The sequence below is a fragment of the Ramlibacter monticola genome (assembly GCF_016722785.1).
Taxonomy (GTDB): Bacteria; Pseudomonadota; Gammaproteobacteria; order Burkholderiales; family Burkholderiaceae_C; genus Ramlibacter; species Ramlibacter monticola.
This window is the reverse complement of record NZ_JAEQNE010000001.1, coordinates 863,179-880,891: the sequence shown is the minus strand read 5'-3', so window position 1 is coordinate 880,891 and position 17,713 is coordinate 863,179. Positions and strand designations below refer to the sequence as shown.

Genomic DNA, 17,713 nt, shown 5'->3' with positions numbered 1-17,713 from the left:
GATGCACAAGACGGGCTTTTACACGCACGCGGACTGCCGGAGACATGACATGGGGCACGGCCATCCGGAGTGTCCGGAGCGGCTCGACGCCATCGAGGACCGCATGCTGGCGTCGCGCCTGCTGGACGTCGTGGAGCGCCGCGAAGCGCCGCTGGCCAGCACCGAGACGCTGGAACTGGCCCACGACCGCATGCATGTGGCGGGCATCCGGGGCCTGGCGGACGAACTGCGCGAGCAGGAGGACGCGGGCGGCCTGGACCACCTCCACATCGATCCTGACACCGCGCTGAATCGCCACACCTGGAGCGCCGCCCTGCGCGCCGCCGGCGCCGCGATGGCCGCCACCGACGCGGTGATGGCCGGCGAGCTGGAGAACGCGTTCTGCGCGGTGCGTCCGCCCGGCCACCACGCGTGCCGCAGCCGCGCGATGGGCTTCTGCTTCTTCAACAACGTCGCGGTGGCGGCGCGCTACGCGCTGGAGCGCCACGGCCTGGAGCGGGTGGCGGTGGTCGATTTCGACGTGCACCACGGCAACGGCACCGAGGACATCCTGTCCGGCGACGAGCGCGTGCTGATGGTGGGCATCTTCCAGCACCCCTTCTACCCGTACAGCGGCGAGTCCCCCAATGCGGACAACATGGTGAACGTGCCGGTGCCCGCCTACACGCGCGGTCCCGCGATCCGTGAAATCGTGGACACGCTGTGGCTGCCGCGCCTCGAGGCGTTCGCGCCGGAGATGATCTTCATCAGCGCCGGCTTCGACGCCCACCGCGAGGACGAGCTCGGCCAGCTCGGGCTGGTGGAGGCGGACTACGCGTGGATGACCGAGAAGATCCGCGACGTCGCCAAGCGGCACGCCAAGGGCCGCATCGTGTCCTGCCTGGAGGGCGGCTACAACCTGAGCGCCCTGGGGCGCAGCGTCGAGGCGCACATCCGGGTGCTGGCCGATGTCTGAGGCCGCCCTGCTGGAAAGCCGCGACGCGCGCGGGGTGGTCACGCTCGCCATGAACCGGCCGGCGAGCTTCAACGCCCTGTCGGAGGAGATGATCGCCGCGCTGCAGTCCGCGCTGGACCGGCTGGCGGGCGACGAGGGCGTGCGGGCGGTGGTCCTCGCGGCGCAGGGCAAGGCCTTCTGCGCCGGCCACAACCTGAAGGAAATGATCGCGCGGCCGGAACTGGCCTACTACCAGAAGCTGTTCGCGCAGTGCAGCCGCATGATGCTGGCGATCCAGAAGCTGCCGGTGCCGGTGATCGCGCGGGTGCAGGGCATCGCCACGGCGGCGGGCTGCCAGCTGGTGGCGCAGTGCGACCTCGCGGTCGCCTCGACCGAGGCGCGCTTCGCGGTCAGCGGCGTGAACTACGGCCTGTTCTGTTCCACGCCCAGCGTGCCGCTCTTGCGCAACGTGCCGGCGAAGCAGGCGATGGAGATGCTGGTGACCGGCGAATTCATCGACGCCACGGAGGCGCGCGCGCGCGGGCTGGTGAACCATGCCGTGGCGCCCGGGCAGGTGGATGCGGAAATCGCCCGGCTGGTGGACAGCATCCTGGCCAAGCCGCGGCTCGCGCTGGCCATGGGCAAGGAGCTGTTCTACCGCCAGCGCGAGATGGGCATCGAGGCGGCCTACCAGCTGGCGGCGCAGACGATGGCCGCGAACATGATGGACGGCTGCGCGCTGGAGGGCGTGACCGCCTTCACCGAAAAGAGAAAACCGAACTGGAACAAGTGACGGGGAAGGGGCTGGCGCAGGGGATGGACGAACTGCGGCGATTCATCCGCGACCTGGATCGCGGCGCGACGCCATGGGAATTCGGCACGCTGGCCGCGAGCCTGCTGGTCGCCTATGGCATCTGCTGGCTGGTCGGGCGCCGGCGGCGCGGCGACTCGGTATGGTTCGGGCGGGCCCTGGTCGACGGCCTGCTGTTCCCGCTGCTGGCGCTGGGCCTCACCTACACGATGATGCTGGCGCAGGGGCGCTTCCAGCCCGTGCCGGTGCTGCGCATCGCGGTGCCGATCCTGGTGGCGCTGGCCGGCATCCGGCTGCTGGCGCGCGTGTTCACGCTGGTCTTCCCGCATTCCGCGCTGGCGCGCCTGGTGGAGCGCCTGTTCTCCTGGGTGGCCTGGCTGGCCGCGGCGCTGTGGATCCTGGGCCTGCTGCCCCCCGTGCTGGCGGAGATGGACAAGATCGAGTTCGCCTTCGGCAAGTCGCACGTCAGCCTGCGCACGATCCTGGAAGGGGCGCTCTCCTCCGGCCTGGTCATGGTGCTGGTGTTGTGGATCTCCGCGGCGCTGGAGCGCAAGGTGCTGCGCGACGCGGTGAGCGACCTGTCCCTGCGCAAGGTGGCAGGCAATGCCATCCGCGCCGTGCTGCTGGTCATCGGTTTCCTGTTCGCGCTCTCGGCGGTGGGCGTGGACCTCACCGCGCTGTCGGTGCTGGGCGGCGCGCTGGGCGTCGGCCTCGGCTTCGGCCTGCAGAAGCTGGCGGCCAACTACGTGAGCGGCTTCGTGATCCTGGCCGAGCGCAGCCTGCGCATCGGCGACACGGTGCGGGTCGACAACTTCGAGGGCGTGGTCACGGACATCAAGACGCGCTACACGCTGATCCGTTCGCTCAACGGGCGCGAGTCGGTGGTGCCCAACGAGAAGCTGATCACCGAACGGATCGAGAACCTGTCGCTGGCCGATCCCAAGGTGCTGCTCACCACCGACGTGGCGGTGAGCTACGAGGCGGACGTCGAGGAGGTCCGCCGGATCCTGCTGGAGGCCGCGCGCGGCGCGGCGCGCGTGATCGAGGACCCCGGCCCGGGCGTGAACCTGGTGCGCTTCGGCGCCGACGGCCTGGAATTCCGCCTGGTCTTCTGGATCGCCGACCCGCAGAACGGCTCGGGCAACGTCATCTCCGAGGTGAACATCCGGGTGCTGGAGGGCCTGCGCGCGGCCGGCATCGACATCCCTTACCCGCAGCGGGTGGTGCACATGGTGCAGTCGGGGTCTGCCAGCGGTCCTGCATCGAGCTGAGCCGGTTTAAAAAGGAATACCGAACGCAGAGGGCGCAGAGGTACGCAAAGGGCGCAGAAAAGACCTTGAAAGCATTTTTTCAAAGGATTTTTCTGCGCCCTTTGCGTACCCTCTGCGCCCTCTGCGTTCGGCTGTCTGGTTTTTTCCTCACTTCATCAGCGACGGCAACCACAAACTGAGCTGCGGGAACGCGATCAGCACGCCCAGCATCAGCACCATCACGGCCACGAAGGGCCAGCAGCCGCGGAAGATGTGGCGCAGGCCCACGCCGGGCAGCAGGGCGTTGAGGACGAACAGGTTCATCCCCACCGGCGGCGAGATCAGGCCGATCTGCACGATCATCACGATCAGCACGCCGAACCACACCGGGTCGAAGCCGAGCGAGGTCACGATCGGGAAGAACAGCGGGATCGTCAGCAGCACCATCGTCAGTTCTTCCATGACGGTGCCCAGCACCACGTAGATCGCCATCATCGCCACCACGATCATGGTGGGCGACAGCCCCAGGTGCGTGATCCAGTCCTTGAGGTCGCCGGGCAGGGTGGTGAAGTTCACGAAGTTGGCGAACAGGGTCGCGGCGATCAGCAGCGTGAACAGCATCGCCGTGGTGCGCGCGGACTCGGCCAGCACCTCGAACAGGTCGCCCCAGGTGAGCCTGCGCCGCAGCAGCGCGAACAGGAAGGCGCCGGCGGCGCCGAAGCCGGCGCCCTCGGTGGCGGTGAAGAAGCCGCCGTAGATGCCGCCCAGGACCACCAGCACCAGCACCAGCACGCCCCAGATGCCGCGCAGCGCGCGCCAGCGCTGCGGCCAGGACATGCGTTCGCCCGCCGGCGCGTGCTCGGGGTCGCGGGAGGTGATGACGACGATGGCCCCCATCAGGAGCGCCGCCGTCAGCAGCCCCGGGATCACGCCGGCCGCGAACAGCTTGCCGATGCTGGTCTCGGTGACGATGCCGTAGATCACCATGATCGTCGAGGGCGGGATCATGATGCCCAGCGTGCCGCCCGCGGCCATCACCCCGGTGGAGAGCGAATCGCTGTAGCCCAGCTTGCGCATCGACGGGTACGCCACCTTGCTCATGGTGGCCGCGGTCGCGATGGAGGAGCCGCAGATCGCCCCGAAGCCGGCGCAGGCGGCGACCGTCGCATGCGCCAGGCCGCCGCGCAGGTGGCCGATGAAGGCATAGGCCGCCGCGAACAGCTCGTGCGCCAGCCCCGCGCGGGCCACGAAGTTGCCCATGAGGATGAACAGGGGGATCACCGACAGCGTGTACGCGAAGCCGGTCTCGTACACCACCTGCGCGGTGCTGGCCAGCGCCGGCTGCCAGCCGCGGGTGAGGCCGATGCCGGCGAAGCCGACCAGGCCCATGGCGAAGGCGAGCGGCACCCGCAGCAGGGCGAGCAGGAAGATCGCGCCGAATCCGAGCAGGGCCGCGGTCACAGGGCGGCCCCTTCGCCTTCGGGCCGCTCCACGGGCTGCCCGCGCAGCAGCCACAGGTGCACCAGCCCGGTCACGCCGCACAGGACGCTCATGCCGTAGAGGAACGGCGCCTTCAGGATCTGCAGTTGCGCCGTGGTCTCGCCGCTCTCGGCGAACTGGCCGCCGGTGCGCCACATCAGCCCGGCGAGCGCCAGCAGGACGGCCGCGCACAGCAGGTGCACCAGCACCGCCTGGGCCCGGCGCACCCAGGGCGGCAGGTAGGGATCGAGCGAGTCGAACTCGACGTGCTCGCCGCGCCGCGACACCAGCGGCAGCGCCCCGAAGATCACCACCACCATCAGCAGCTCGGTCACCTCGAGCGAGCCGGGGATCGAGTTGGAGAGGAACTTGCGGCCCAGCACGTCGAAGAAGGTCAGCGCCATGATCGCGAACAGCGCCGCCCCCGACAGCAGCCCGCACAGCAGATCCAGGATCTTGTTCATTTTGGTTGGAAGCGTCCCCTCGCCCATGCAAACGAAAGCGGCACCGGGTGGCCCCGGGTGCCGCCTTTCTACCAGAGTCGCCGGGGGACCTACTTCGATTGCTTCGCGATCTCCGACCGGAACTCGGCGAGCACCTTGGCCGCGTCCTTCAGGCCCTTGCCCTCGGCGTCCTTGACCCACTTCTGCTCCAGCGCGGAAGTCTTGCCCTTGACGTCCGACACGAACTTGGCATCGGCCTTCGTGACCTGCACGTTGTTGGCCTGCATGAGGCCGTAGGCGCGGCGGTCCACCTTGTCCCAGTTGCGCCCGAAGATGCGCGCCGCCATTTCGCCGGAGGCGTCGTCCACCGCCTTCTTCTCCGCCGGGCCCAGCTTGGCGTAGGTGCCGGGGTTCATCATGAACACGAAGCTGGTGTTGTAGAGGCCGCCGGGGAAGGTGGTGGCGTACTTGATGATCTTGTCGATCTTGAAGGACTCGATCGATTCGGCCGGGAACAGCGTCCCGTCCATCACCCCGCCGGACAGCAGCTCGTAGGAATCGGTGGCGGGCTTCAGGGTCACGTTCATGCCCAGCACCTTGGCGATCTCGTTGACCATGCCGCCGCCCACGCGCCACTTGAGGCCCTGCAGGTCCTCCAGCCGGGTCACCGGCCTCTTGGTATTGAAGACGATCCCGGGCCCGTGGGTGAAGAAGGCCAGCACGTGCACGCCCTGGTGCTCCTGGACGAACTGCGGGTTCTTCAGGGCCACCTTGTTGAAGGCGACCGACAGCGGCTCGGCGGAGTCGCCGAGGAAGGGCATCTCGGCCAGCTGGGTCAGGACGAAGCGCCCGGGCGTGTAGCCGTGCACGGTGAAGGAGACGTCGGCCAGCCCGTTCTTGACCGCGTCGTAGGTGCCCGGCGGGTTCGCCACGGCCCGCGGCAGGACGTTGCATTTGACCTTGCCCGCGCTGTTCTTTTCGACCAGGTCGCACCATTCCTTCTGGGCGATGCTCAGGGAGTGGGTGGGCGGCACCCAGCTCGAAGCGGTGAGCACGGTCTGGGCCCCCGCCGGAGCGGCTGCGGCCAGGAAGGCGAGGGTGGCGGCGGAAAGCAGGCAGCGATTCATCCAACGAACTCCTTGCAAGGGTGCGTGGCACTGTAAGGCTCTGCCCTAAGGCCGCCCGTCCTGACTAACCCGCAGGGGGGCCCCCTCGGCGGGAGGGGGCTGGCGGGACCCCGGTCGACCCCTATAATTCAAATCGAACGGTCGTACTATTTTGCGGTGCTGCAGCATGGCACCATGCCGGCTCGGGAGGCAGATCCGGCCTCGCGAATAGAATTCCAGTTTACGTCAACGTCAATTCTCCCCCTTCAATAGTCAGGAGTGCCCAGATGAAGGTCCTGGTCCCGGTCAAGCGGGTGGTGGACTACAACGTGAAAGTCCGCGTGAAGTCGGACGGCAGCGGTGTGGACATTGCCAATGTCAAGATGAGCATGAACCCCTTCGACGAGATCGCGGTCGAAGAGGCCGTGCGGTTGAAGGAAAAGGGCGTCGCCACCGAGGTGATCGCCGTGTCCTGCGGCGTCCAGCAGTGCCAGGAAACGCTGCGCACGGCCATGGCCATCGGCGCCGACCGGGCCATCCTGGTGCAGACCGACGAGGAACTGCAGCCGCTGGCCGTGGCCAAGCTGCTGAAGGCCCTGGTCGACAAGGAGCAGCCGGGCCTGGTGATCCTGGGCAAGCAGGCCATCGACGACGACTGCAACCAGACCGCGCAGATGCTGGCGGCGCTGGCCGATCTGCCGCAAGCCACCTTTGCCTCCAAGATCGAAGTGGCCGACGGCAAGGCGAAGGTCACGCGCGAAGTCGACGGTGGCCTGGAGACGCTGGAAGTGGCGCTGCCCGCCGTGGTGAGCGCCGACCTGCGCCTGAACGAGCCGCGCTACGTGACGCTGCCCAACATCATGAAGGCCAAGAAGAAGCCGCTGGAGACGCTCAAGCCCGAGGACCTGGGCGTGGACGTGAAGCCGCGGCTGAAGACGCTCAAGGTCTCCGAGCCGCCCAAGCGGGGCGCGGGGGTGAAGGTGCCGGACGTGGCCACGCTCGTTCAGAAGCTGAAGAACGAAGCGAAGGTGATCTAAGCAGCGGAAAAAACCCAACAGCCGAACGCAGAGGACGCAAAGGATTCGCAAAGGGCGCAGAAAAGACAATGAAAACCTTCAAAGGATTTTTCTGCGTCTTCTGCGTGACCTCTGCGCCCTCTGCGTTCGGTATTCGGTTTTGACTGAACATAGGAAGCCCTCATGACCTCCCTCGTCATCGCAGAACACGACAACGCGCACGTCCGTGCCGCGACCCTCAATACAGTGACCGCCGCTGCTGCCTGCGGCGGTGAAGTCCACGTGCTGGTGGCCGGCGCCAATGCCGCCGAAGCCGCCAAGGCCGCCGCGCAGATCGCCGGCGTGGCCAAGGTGATCCACGCCGACGGCGCCCAGTTCGAACACGGCCTGGCCGAGAACATGGCCGCGCAGGTGCTGGCGCTGGCCGGCAACTACAGCCACATCCTGTTCCCGGCCACCGCCAGCGGCAAGAACATCGCGCCGCGCGTGGCCGCCAAACTGGACGTCGCGCAGATCTCCGACATCACCAAGGTCGACAGCCCCGACACCTTCGAGCGCCCGATCTACGCCGGCAACGCCATCGCCACCGTGCAGAGCGCCGACAAGGTCAAGGTGCTCACGGTGCGCACGACCGCCTTCGACCCGGCGGCCGCCACCGGCGGCAGCGCCGCGGTGGAGAGCGCCAGCGCCACGGCCGACGCGGGCAAGTCGAAGTTCCTGGGCCAGGAGATCGCCGCGAGCGACCGTCCGGAGCTGACCGCCGCCAAGATCATCGTGTCCGGCGGGCGCGCCATGGGCTCCAGCGAGAAGTTCCACGAAGTGCTGGAGCCGCTGGCCGACAAGCTCGGCGCGGCCATCGGCGCCTCGCGCGCCGCGGTGGACGCCGGCTACGCGCCCAACGACCTGCAGGTGGGCCAGACCGGCAAGATCGTCGCGCCGCAGCTGTACATCGCCTGCGGCATCAGCGGCGCGATCCAGCACCTGGCTGGCATGAAGGACTCCAAGGTGATCGTGGCGATCAACAAGGATCCGGAAGCGCCGATCTTCAGCGTGGCCGACTACGGGCTGGAAGCCGACCTGTTCCAGGCGGTGCCCGAACTGGTCAAGGCCCTGTAAGGCCATCCACTCCTCCCCTCCGGGGGAGGGCTGGGGTGGGGGCACTCCCCGCGCCCATCGCAGTTCCGAGCGCCCCCATCCCAGCCTTCCCCAGCGGGGGAAGGAGCGAAACCGACCCCCCGGAGGAATGACATGAGCTACACCGCCCCCCTCAAGGACATGCTGTTCGACATCCAGCACCTCGCTGGCATCGAGCAGATCGCCCAGTTGCCCGGCTTCGAGGAAGCCGGCCTGGAGACCGCGCAGGCCGTGCTGGAGGAATGCGCGAAGTTCAACGAGGGGGTGGTGGCACCGCTCAACGTGGACGGCGACAGGAATCCTTCGACCTGGAAGGACGGCCAGGTCACGACCACGCCCGGCTTCAAGGACGCCTACCGCAAGTACAGCGAAGGCGGCTGGCAGGGCCTGCAGCATCCGCAGGAGTTCGGCGGCCAGGGCTTGCCCAAGGCAATCGGCGCGGCCTGCTGCGAAATGCTCAACTCCGCCAACCTGAGCTTCGCGCTGTGCCCGCTGCTCACGGACGGCGCGATCGAGGCGCTGCTGACCGCCGGCTCCGACGCCCTGAAGTCCGTGTACCTGGAAAAGCTCGTGACCGGCGAGTGGACCGGCACGATGAACCTGACCGAGCCGCAGGCCGGCAGCGACCTCGCGCTGGTGCGCACCCGCGCCGAGCCGCAGCCCGACGGCACCTACAAGGTCTCCGGCACCAAGATCTTCATCACCTACGGCGAGCACGACATGGTGGACAACATCGTCCACCTGGTCCTGGCCCGCATCCCCGGCGCGCCCGAGGGCGTGAAGGGCATCAGCCTGTTCGTGGTGCCGAAGTTCCTGGTCAACGCCGACGGGACGATGGGCGCGCGCAATGACGTGCAGTGCGTGAGCATCGAGCACAAGCTGGGCATCAAGGCCTCGCCGACCGCCGTCCTGCAGTTCGGCGACCACGGCGGCGCCATCGGCTACCTGGTGGGCGAGGAGAACCGCGGCCTCGAGTACATGTTCATCATGATGAACGCGGCCCGCTTCGCCGTGGGCATGCAGGGCATCGCGATCTCCGAGCGGGCCTACCAGAAGGCTGTGGCCTATGCGCGCGACCGCGTGCAGTCGCGCCCGGTGGACGGCTCCGGCAACGGACCCGCGCCCATCATCGTGCACCCCGACGTGCGCCGCATGCTGATGACGATGCGCGCGATCACCGAAGGCTGCCGCGCGATGGCCAGCGTGGCCGCGGCGGCCTACGACGCCGCCCACAACCACCCCGACGCCGCGGCCCGCAAGCAGAACCAGGCCTTCTACGAATTCCTGGTGCCGCTGGTGAAGGGCTACAGCACCGAGACCAGCCTGGATGTGACCTCGCTGGGCGTGCAGGTGCACGGCGGCATGGGCTTCATCGAGGAAACCGGCGCGGCGCAGTACTACCGCGACGCCCGCATCCTGACCATCTACGAAGGCACGACCGCGATCCAGGCCAACGACCTGGTGGGCCGCAAGACGATGCGTGACGGCGGCCAGACCGCGCAGGCCATCGCCGCGCAGATCGAGAAGACCGAAGGCGAACTGTCGAAGCGCGGCAGCGCCGATGCGAAGGCCGTGGCGAAGCGCCTGGGCGCCGCGCGCAAGGCCTTCCTCGACGCGGTGTCCTTCGTCGCGCAGCAGGCCAAGTCCGCGCCGAACGCGGTGTTCGCGGGCTCGGTGCCGTACCTGATGCTCGCCGGCAACCTGGTGGCCGGCTGGCAGCTGGCGCGCTCGCTGCTGGTGGCGGAGGACCTGCTGGCCAAGGGCGAAGAGGCGGACTTCATGCGCGCCAAGATCGTCACGGCGCGCTTCTACGCCGACCACGTCCTCACCCGGGCGCCGGCGCTGCGCGACAGCGTGGTCGAAGGCGCCGACAGCGTGAACGCGCTGGCGCTGGAGGCCTTCTGATGCGGCCACTCCCCGCCGCGCTGCGCCGGCTGGCCCTGCCGGCGATCGCATCGCCGATGTTCATCGTCAGCAACCCGAAGCTGGTGATCGAGCAGTGCAAGGCGGGGGTGGTGGGCTCCATGCCCGCGCTCAACGCGCGGCCGGCCGCGCAGCTGGACGAATGGCTGCACGAGATCGAGGAGGCGCTCGCGGCGCACGACCGTGCGCATCCCGACGCCCCGGCCGCGCCGTATGCGATCAACCAGATCGTGCACAAGAGCAACGACCGCCTGGACCACGACATGGAGGTGGTGGTCCGGCGCAAGGTGCCGATCGTGATCACCTCGCTGGGCGCCCGCACCGACGTCAACGACGCGGTGCACGGCTACGGCGGTGTGGTGCTGCACGACATCATCAACAACGCCTTCGCGCGCAAGGCGATCGAGAAGGGCGCCGACGGCCTGATCGCCGTGGCGGCGGGCGCCGGCGGCCATGCCGGCGTGAAGAGCCCCTTCGCGCTGGTGCAGGAGATCCGCCAGTGGTTCGACGGGCCGGTGGCGCTCTCCGGCTCCATCGCGACCGGCGGGGCGATCCTGGCCGCGCAGGCGATGGGCGCGGACTTCGCGTACATCGGCTCCGCCTTCATCGCCACGCACGAGGCCCGCGCGGCCGAGGCGTACAAGCAGATGATCGTGGAGTGCACGTCCGACGACATCGTGTACTCGAACCTGTTCACGGGCGTGCACGGCAACTACCTGAAGCCGAGCATCCGCGCCGCAGGCCTGGACCCGGAGAACCTGCCCGAGAGCGACCCCAGCAAGATGAGCTTCGGCAGCGACCGCAAGGCATGGAAGGACATCTGGGGCTGCGGGCAGGGGATCGCCGCGGTCAAGGAAGTGGCGCATGCGGGCGAGTTGATCGCCCGCCTGAAGCGCGAGTACGCGCAGGCGCGCGCGCGGCTCGGGCTCGGGGCGGAAGCCGTCATCGCAGCTTAGGCGGGCACCCGGAGCACGCGCGCAGCGCGTGCTACGCGGACGCCCCGGAGGCCCGCCGGCGCGGGCATGACGCAGCGGTCATTCCTCGGGCATGTAGCTCAACGCCCCCGCCTTGCCCCAGAACACGCGGTACATGTACACCGTGTAGAGCACGATCGCCGGGAGCGTGATCGCCACCCCGACGAAGATCACCACCAGCGATTCGTGCGCGCTGGCGGCCTGCCACACCGTCAGCCGGTCGATCACGATGTAGGGGTAGATGCTGTACGCCAGCCCGAGGAAGGACAGCACGAACACCAGCACCGTGCTGACGAACACCACCCAGCCGTAGCCGGCCTGCACCACCTGCGGCCGGCCGGTGGCGAGGAAGATCGCGAAGAACGCCGCCGCGCAGGCCACCGGGATCGGCAGCAGGCCGATGAACTGCGGCAGCGCGAACCACTTCTCGAACACGTTGGGGCTCACCAGCGGCGTGGCCAGCGAGATCGCCACCAGCGCCGCGCCCATGGGCCACAGCACGATGCGCGCCCAGCGCACCGCCTTGTCCCGCAGCGCCCCTTCGGTCTTCATGATCAGCCAGCCGGCACCCAGCATGGCGTAGGAGGTCGGCAGGGTCACCGCGATCAGCAGCGCGAACAGGTGCGCGAGCAGCGTGTCGTCGAACACCGTGAGGTAGCTGCCCAGCATCCAGCCCTGCGCCGCCGCGGCGGCCAGCGAGCCGAACGCGAACAGGCGGTTCCACATCGCCTTGCGGGCGGCCCGCGCCTTGACGCGGAAGTCGAAGGACACGCCGCGCAGGATCAGCCCCAGCAGCATCACGGCGACCGGCAGGTACAGCGCCGACAGCACCAGCCCGTGGGCGCGCGGGAATGCGATCAGCAGCACGCCGATGCCCAGCACCAGCCAGGTCTCGTTGGCGTCCCAAAAGGGGCCGATGCTGGAGACCATCAGGTCCTTTTCCTCGTCGTCCGCGAACGACAGCAGCAGGCCGACCCCGAGGTCGTAGCCATCGAGCACGACGTAGGCGAGCAGGGCGAGGCCCATCACGCCCATGAAGATCAGCGGCAGCACGGTCGGCCAGTCGAGGTTCATGGCGCGCTCCTTCAGGCGGGGCCGCCCACGGGCTCGGCGGCCTTGGGGCTTTGCGGCGTCTGCGCGGTGGGCATCGCGGGATGCTCCGCCATGTACATCAGCACCAGCACGTAGGCCGCGAGCAGGAAGACATAGGTGGCGAGGTAGGCGATCAGCGTGGACAGCACCATGCCCGGCGGATGGCGCGCGACGAGCTCCGCGGTGCGCAGCTGCCCGTAGACGAGGAAGGGTTGCCGGCCCACTTCGGTGACGATCCAGCCCGCGAGGGTGGCGATCCAGCCGGCGAAGGTCATCGCGGCCAGCAGGCGCAGCTGGGTGCGGGAGAGCGCGAGGCGGCCGGCCGAAATCTCGCGCCGCCCTCGCCACAGCGTCCAGGCCGACCACCAGGCTACCGCCAGCATCAGCAGCCCCATGCCGACCATGATGCGGAAGCCCCAGAACACGGGCGCCACCGGCGGATGCGCGTCGGGGAATTCATTCAGCCCCTGGAGTTCCGCGTCCGGATCGTGCGCCAGGATCAGGCTGGCCAGCCCCGGCACCTGCAGCGCGAAGTGCGTGCGGCGCGCCGCCTCGTCCGGCCAGCCCACCAGCGTCAGCGGCGCGGCCTTTTCCGTCTGCCAGATCGCCTCGATGGCCGCGATCTTGGCGGGCTGGTGCTGCAGCGTGTTGAGGCCGTGCATGTCGCCGGCCACGATCTGCAGCGGGATCGCGATCGCGGCGCCCACCACGCCGGTGCGCAGCGCCAGCCGGGAGCCGCCGTTGTCGGTGCCGCGCAGCAGCTGCCACGCCGACAGCCCCGCGACGAGGAAGGACGCGGTGAGGGCGGACGCGAGCAGCTTGTGCGCGAGCCGGTACGGGAACGAGGGATTGAACAGGATCGCCAGCCAGTCCCGCGCGTGGTAGCGGCCGTCGACCACCTCGAAGCCGGCGGGCGTCTGCATCCAGGAGTTGAGGCTCAGGATCCAGAACGCCGAGAGCGTGGTGCCGAGCGCCACCATCAGCGTCGCGAGCAGGTGCACCCGCTCGGACACGCGGCCGCGGCCGAACAGCATGATGCCGAGGAAGGTCGCCTCCAGGAAGAAGGCGGTGAGCACCTCGTAGCCGAGCAGCGGGCCCGCGATGTTGCCCACCCGCTCCATGTAGCCGGGCCAGTTGGTGCCGAACTGGAAGCTCATGGTGATGCCGGACACGACGCCGAGCGCGAAGCTGAGGGCGAACACCTTGGTCCAGAGGTAATACGCCTCTTCCCAGTGGCGCGCGGCGGCCGTGCCCTTCGCCGCGCCGTGCCGCAGCCGGAAGTACAGGAGGAACCAGCACAGCGCGATGTTGATGGTGGGAAAGAGGATGTGGAACGCGATGTTGGCGGCGAACTGCAGGCGGGAAAGCATCAGCGTGTCCATCTCGGCTCCGGATTCGCGGGGGGGAAGAAAGGGACCATACCGAAGCGGCGCCCGGCGCGGGGGCGCCGCCACGGCAGAATGCGCGCATGCTGCGCCGCATCCTGCTCTGCGCTGGCGCGCTGGCCTGCGCCGGCGCCTGCCTCGCCTTCGACCTCCAGGGCCATCGCGGCGCCCGCGGGCTGCGGCCGGAAAACACGCTGCCGGCCTTCGCCCACGCCCTGGAGCTCGGCGTGGACACGCTGGAGCTGGACATCGGCGTCACGCTCGACGGCGTGGTGGTGGTTTCCCACGATCCCTTCCTGAACCCGGCGATCACGCGCGACGCCAGCGGGCAGTGGCTGCCGGCGGGCCGGGGGCCCCTGATCCGTTCCCTCACGCTGGCGCAGTTGCAGGCCCACGACGTCGGCCGCATCCAGCCGGGCACGGCGTACGCGAAGACCTTCGAGACCCAGCAGCCGGTGGATGGCACCCGCGTCCCCACGCTCGCGCAGGTGTTCGAACTCGCGAAGACGCGCGGGGCGACGCGCGTGCGCTTCAACATCGAGACCAAGATTTCGCCCGGCCAGCCGGACGACACGCTGGCCCCGGAGGCGCTGACGCAGGCGCTGCTGAAGGCGATCCGCAATGCGGGCGTGGGCGCGCGCGTGACGATCCAGAGCTTCGACTGGCGCACCCTGCAGCTGGTGCAGAAGCTGGAGCCCGCGATCCCGACCGTGTACCTCACCGTGCAGAGCACCAGCAACGACAACACCCGCGACGCGGCCTGGACCGCCGGGTTCCGGCTGGCCGAGCACGGCAGCGTGCCGCGCATGGTCAAGGCCGCGGGCGGCACCGCGTGGTCGCCCAATGCGGGCGCCTTGACCGAAGCGCTGGTCGCGGAAGCCCACGCGCTGGGCCTGCGGGTGATCCCGTGGACGGTCAACGATCCCGCGCTCATGGATCGCCTGATCGGCTGGGGCGTGGACGGGCTCATCACCGACTACCCCGACCGCCTGCGCGAGGTGATGGCGAGGCGCGGGATGCCCTTGCCCTGACGACCGTTACACCTTGGCCGCCTCGCGGTCCTTTGATCTGCGTCATACTGTATGCATGAACAGTGTGGACCGCAGCACCGCGAATACCGTGGCCGAGGTGCGGGTGCCGCTGGCCGCCATCAAGGGCCGCGGGACTGCCAGCCGCTTCCCGCACCGCTTCGAGCGCGACAGCCGCGAAGCCTTCGACGACGGCTGGGAAACGGCGGACGGGGAGGAGGCGACCGCCGTGCCGCGCACCGAGGTGATCTGGGAAACGGCGAAGAGCCTCATCACCAGCAACGACTCCCCCGACATCTACTTCAACCTGTCGATCAATCCGTACCGGGGTTGCGAGCACGGCTGCATCTACTGCTACGCGCGGCCGACCCACAGCTACCTGAATCTCTCGCCGGGCCTGGACTTCGAGACCAAGATCATCGCCAAGCGGAACGCGGCGGAGCTGCTGCGCGGCGAACTCGCGCGCCGCTCCCACCGCCCCGAGCTGATCGCGATCGGCACCGCGACCGACTGCTACCAGCCGGTCGAGCGGGAGCTGCGGCTCACCCGGTCGGTGATCGAGCTGATGCACGAGACGCGCCACCCCTTCGCGCTGGTGACCAAGTCCAGCGGTGTCGAGCGTGACCTGGACCTGATCGCGCCGATGGCGCAGCAGGCGCTGGCGGCCGTGTACGTCACCATCACCACGCTCGACGCCGAACTGGCGCGCCGGCTGGAGCCGCGGGCCGCGGCGCCGCACCGGCGCCTGCGCGTGCTGCGCACGCTGGCCGAGCACGGCATTCCCTGCGGGGTGAGCCTGGCGCCGCAGATCCCCTTTCTTAACGACGACATGGAGCAGGTGCTGGAGGCGGCCTGGGAGGCCGGGGCCCGCGAGGCCTTCTACCACGTGCTGCGGCTGCCCTGGGAGGTCGCGCCCCTGTTCCGCCAGTGGCTGGAGATGCACTACCCCGGGCGGGCGCAGCGCGTGATGCACCGCATCCAGGAAATGCGCGGCGGCAAGGACTACGACAGCGACTTCGCCACGCGCATGAAAGGCTCCGGGGCCTGGGCCGACCTGATCGCGCAGCGCTTCCGCAAGGCAGTGGCCCGCATCGGCTTCAATGCGAAGAAGGTGGATTTCAGGACCGACCTGTTCCGGCCGCCTGCGCGCGACGGGCAGGGCAGCCTGTTCTGAGACGGAGCGCGAAACGCTTCAGTCGACGGCCAGCAGGCCGGCGACGAAGACGATGCCGGAGAGCAGCGCGGTGGCCAGGTTGGCCCTGAGCTGTGCGGGCCCCGAAAGGCGTCGCGGCGAGTGGTTCCAGACCCAGACGATCGGCACCACGGCCAGCACCAGGATCAGCAGCAGGACCTGCCAGCGCAACAGGCTGGCCCAGGCCGGCAGCACGAATCGCGAGGTGCCGTGCCACAGGGAATCGATCGGCAGTTGCTGGCTCCAGAGGCCGCAGGCCGCCAAGGCGCCGACCAGCAGTGCGAGCGTGACGGCAAGGCGAGTCGTGCGCCGCCAGCCGAGCAGGCTGAGGAACAGGCCGTTGGCGCCGGCCATCAGGAGGATGGAGGCGAGGGCGGTGCGCACGTCGGGCGCGGTGCCGTCCAGCAGGCGCCAGACGCCCACGTTGCAGACCAGCCCCAGCCAGAGGCTCGCGCCCAGCACCAGCCACGAAGGATGGGTGGCCGCGCGGGACTCGTCCGGCATCAACAGGGAGGAATAACCTGTGCTGCGAAAGAGCTTCAGGGCCATGCTCTGCATTGTCGCCCGCGGCTGCGCGGCCCGGCACCCGGGGCGCACCGGGGTGTGCCTTTGGGGCGACAAAAAGAAAGGCGGCCCTTGGCCGCCTTTCCGGGTCCCCGCCTTCGCGGGGGATGACGTCACTTGCCGCGCGGGGACGCCGCCGCTCACGCGTTGAAGAACCCCTTGAGCTTGTCCGCCCACGATTCCTCGTTGGGCGAGTGCTTGGCGCCGCCCTTGCGGATCGACTCGTCCAGCTCGCGCAGCAGCTTGCGCTGGTGCTCGGTCAGCTTCACCGGCACCTCCACCGCGATGTGGCAGTACAGGTCGCCCGGATAGTTGGAACGCACGCCCTTGATGCCCTTGGCGCGCAGGCGGAACTGCTTGCCCGCCTGGGTGCCTTCCGGGATGTCGATCGCGGCCTTGCCGTCGAGCGTCGGCACCTCGATCTCGCCGCCCAGGGCGGCCCGCGCGATGCTCACCGGCACCACGCAGTGCAGGTCGTCGCCGTCGCGCTCGAAGATCGCGTGCTTCTTCAGCCGGATCTCGATGAACAGGTCGCCCGGGGGCCCGCCGTTGGTGCCCGGCTCGCCGTTGCCGGCGCTGCGGATGCGCATGCCGTCGTCGATGCCAGCCGGGATCTTCACTTCCAGCGTCTTCTGCTTCTTCACCCTGCCCTGGCCGTGGCAGGTCATGCAGGGCTCGGGGATGATCTTGCCGCTGCCGTGGCAGTGCGGGCAGGTCTGCTGGACGCTGAAGAAGCCCTGGCGCATCTGCACCACGCCCGCGCCGTGGCAGGTCGTGCAGGTCTTGGCCTGGGTGCCGGGCTTGGCGCCGGTGCCGTGGCAGGTCTCGCACTCGTCCCAGGACGGGATGCGGATCTGGGCGTCCTTGCCCTTGGCCGCTTCCTCCAGGGTGACCTCCATCGCGTACGACAGGTCGGCGCCGCGATAGACTTGGCGGCCGCCGCGGCCGCCGCCGGCGCGGGCCTGGCCGAAGATGTCGCCGAAGATGTCGCCGAAGGCCTCCGCGAAGCCGCCGAAGCCTTCCGCGCCGGCGCCCATGCCGCCGCGCATGTTCGGGTCCACGCCGGCATGGCCGAACTGGTCGTAGGCCGCCCGCTTCTCCGCTTCGGACAGCATCTCGTAGGCTTCCTTCGCCTCCTTGAAGCGCGCCTCCGCGTCCTTGGCGCTGTCCCCCTGGTTGCGGTCAGGGTGGTATTTCATCGCCAGCTTGCGATAAGCCTTCTTGATCTCTTCGTCCGAGGCGTTCTTGGGAACGCCGAGGACTTCGTAGTAATCGCGTTTCGTGGCCATTGTTCTGAGGGTGCTACGAGCAACAACGCCGCGTTGACCTGCGCGCAAGCGTCAGAGTCGAACGCGGCGAGTTAAACCGGCGCGCAGCGTCCG

At 69.0% G+C, this 17,713-nt stretch carries 16 protein-coding genes; 9 read left to right on the top strand and 7 right to left on the bottom strand.

All coding sequences use genetic code 11. From position 1 onward, the window contains the following. Nucleotide 1: 1 nt before the first annotated feature. The 3 genes from JJ685_RS04095 to JJ685_RS04085 are packed head-to-tail and all read left to right on the top strand — an operon-like array spanning nucleotide 2 to nucleotide 3,016. On the top strand, nucleotides 2–955 hold the full coding sequence (locus JJ685_RS04095) for a histone deacetylase family protein (RefSeq protein ID WP_201672921.1): 954 nt from the start codon (nucleotides 2–4) through the stop codon (nucleotides 953–955). Beyond that, on the top strand, nucleotides 948–1,727 hold the full coding sequence (locus tag JJ685_RS04090; RefSeq protein ID WP_201672920.1) for an enoyl-CoA hydratase: 780 nt from the start codon (nucleotides 948–950) through the stop codon (nucleotides 1,725–1,727). The genes JJ685_RS04095 and JJ685_RS04090 overlap by 8 nt, the downstream gene beginning before the upstream one ends. A gap of 23 nt (nucleotides 1,728–1,750) precedes the next feature. Then, nucleotides 1,751–3,016 carry a mechanosensitive ion channel family protein gene (locus JJ685_RS04085; RefSeq protein WP_201672919.1) on the top strand — a complete coding sequence of 422 codons (1,266 nt, stop codon included), beginning with the start codon at nucleotides 1,751–1,753 and terminating at the stop codon, nucleotides 3,014–3,016. 147 nt (nucleotides 3,017–3,163) lie between these two features. On the opposite strand, the gene JJ685_RS04080 is transcribed toward JJ685_RS04085, so the two are convergent. From JJ685_RS04080 to JJ685_RS04070, 3 genes are all read right to left on the bottom strand, one after another. Then, nucleotides 3,164–4,456 (bottom strand): TRAP transporter large permease, encoded by a 1,293-nt coding sequence (locus JJ685_RS04080; protein ID WP_201672918.1) that lies wholly within the window; start codon nucleotides 4,454–4,456, stop codon nucleotides 3,164–3,166. Next, nucleotides 4,453–4,938, bottom strand: a complete 486-nt coding sequence (locus JJ685_RS04075; protein WP_201672917.1) for a TRAP transporter small permease — start codon at nucleotides 4,936–4,938, stop codon at nucleotides 4,453–4,455. The genes JJ685_RS04080 and JJ685_RS04075 overlap by 4 nt, the downstream gene beginning before the upstream one ends. 89 nt (nucleotides 4,939–5,027) lie before the next feature. Then, nucleotides 5,028–6,044, bottom strand: a complete 1,017-nt coding sequence (locus JJ685_RS04070) for a TRAP transporter substrate-binding protein (protein WP_201672916.1) — start codon at nucleotides 6,042–6,044, stop codon at nucleotides 5,028–5,030. 266 nt (nucleotides 6,045–6,310) lie between these two features. Here JJ685_RS04070 and JJ685_RS04065 point away from each other — a divergent pair, with 266 nt between their 5' ends. From JJ685_RS04065 to JJ685_RS04050, 4 genes are all read left to right on the top strand, one after another. Further along, nucleotides 6,311–7,060: an electron transfer flavoprotein subunit beta/FixA family protein gene (locus tag JJ685_RS04065; RefSeq protein WP_201672915.1), complete on the top strand. Its 750-nt coding sequence runs from the start codon at nucleotides 6,311–6,313 to the stop codon at nucleotides 7,058–7,060. A 162-nt stretch (nucleotides 7,061–7,222) separates the two neighbouring features. Next, complete coding sequence (locus JJ685_RS04060) at nucleotides 7,223–8,155, top strand: electron transfer flavoprotein subunit alpha/FixB family protein (RefSeq protein ID WP_201672914.1); 933 nt, start codon at nucleotides 7,223–7,225, stop codon at nucleotides 8,153–8,155. Nucleotides 8,156–8,287: 132 nt separating this feature from the next. Next, nucleotides 8,288–10,078, top strand: coding sequence for an acyl-CoA dehydrogenase (locus JJ685_RS04055; RefSeq protein ID WP_201672913.1), 1,791 nt, complete (start codon nucleotides 8,288–8,290; stop codon nucleotides 10,076–10,078). Further along, complete coding sequence (locus tag JJ685_RS04050) at nucleotides 10,078–11,052, top strand: NAD(P)H-dependent flavin oxidoreductase (protein WP_201672912.1); 975 nt, start codon at nucleotides 10,078–10,080, stop codon at nucleotides 11,050–11,052. Before JJ685_RS04055 ends, JJ685_RS04050 begins: the two co-directional genes overlap by 1 nt. Before the next feature lie 78 nt (nucleotides 11,053–11,130). Here JJ685_RS04050 and JJ685_RS04045 read toward each other — a convergent pair whose 3' ends face one another. Together JJ685_RS04045 and JJ685_RS04040 are read right to left on the bottom strand one after the other, a co-directional pair. Beyond that, the gene (locus JJ685_RS04045; RefSeq protein WP_201672911.1) at nucleotides 11,131–12,144 is read right to left on the bottom strand and encodes a cytochrome d ubiquinol oxidase subunit II; all 1,014 of its coding nucleotides are present in this window, start codon (nucleotides 12,142–12,144) and stop codon (nucleotides 11,131–11,133) included. Nucleotides 12,145–12,155: 11 nt separating this feature from the next. Further along, nucleotides 12,156–13,544 carry a cytochrome ubiquinol oxidase subunit I gene (locus JJ685_RS04040; RefSeq protein WP_201672910.1) on the bottom strand — a complete coding sequence of 463 codons (1,389 nt, stop codon included), beginning with the start codon at nucleotides 13,542–13,544 and terminating at the stop codon, nucleotides 12,156–12,158. Nucleotides 13,545–13,630: 86 nt separating this feature from the next. On the opposite strand from JJ685_RS04040, the gene JJ685_RS04035 reads away from it, so the two are divergent. Together JJ685_RS04035 and JJ685_RS04030 are read left to right on the top strand one after the other, a co-directional pair. After that, on the top strand, nucleotides 13,631–14,578 hold the full coding sequence (locus JJ685_RS04035) for a glycerophosphodiester phosphodiesterase (RefSeq protein WP_201672909.1): 948 nt from the start codon (nucleotides 13,631–13,633) through the stop codon (nucleotides 14,576–14,578). Nucleotides 14,579–14,666: 88 nt separating this feature from the next. After that, nucleotides 14,667–15,749 (top strand): PA0069 family radical SAM protein, encoded by a 1,083-nt coding sequence (locus tag JJ685_RS04030; protein WP_201673687.1) that lies wholly within the window; start codon nucleotides 14,667–14,669, stop codon nucleotides 15,747–15,749. An 18-nt stretch (nucleotides 15,750–15,767) separates the two neighbouring features. On the opposite strand, the gene JJ685_RS04025 is transcribed toward JJ685_RS04030, so the two are convergent. Beyond that, nucleotides 15,768–16,316, bottom strand: a complete 549-nt coding sequence (locus JJ685_RS04025) for a hypothetical protein (protein ID WP_201672908.1) — start codon at nucleotides 16,314–16,316, stop codon at nucleotides 15,768–15,770. 155 nt (nucleotides 16,317–16,471) lie between these two features. Continuing rightward, the gene (dnaJ, locus tag JJ685_RS04020) at nucleotides 16,472–17,620 is read right to left on the bottom strand and encodes a molecular chaperone DnaJ (protein WP_201672907.1); all 1,149 of its coding nucleotides are present in this window, start codon (nucleotides 17,618–17,620) and stop codon (nucleotides 16,472–16,474) included. Nucleotides 17,621–17,713: the final 93 nt, after the last annotated feature.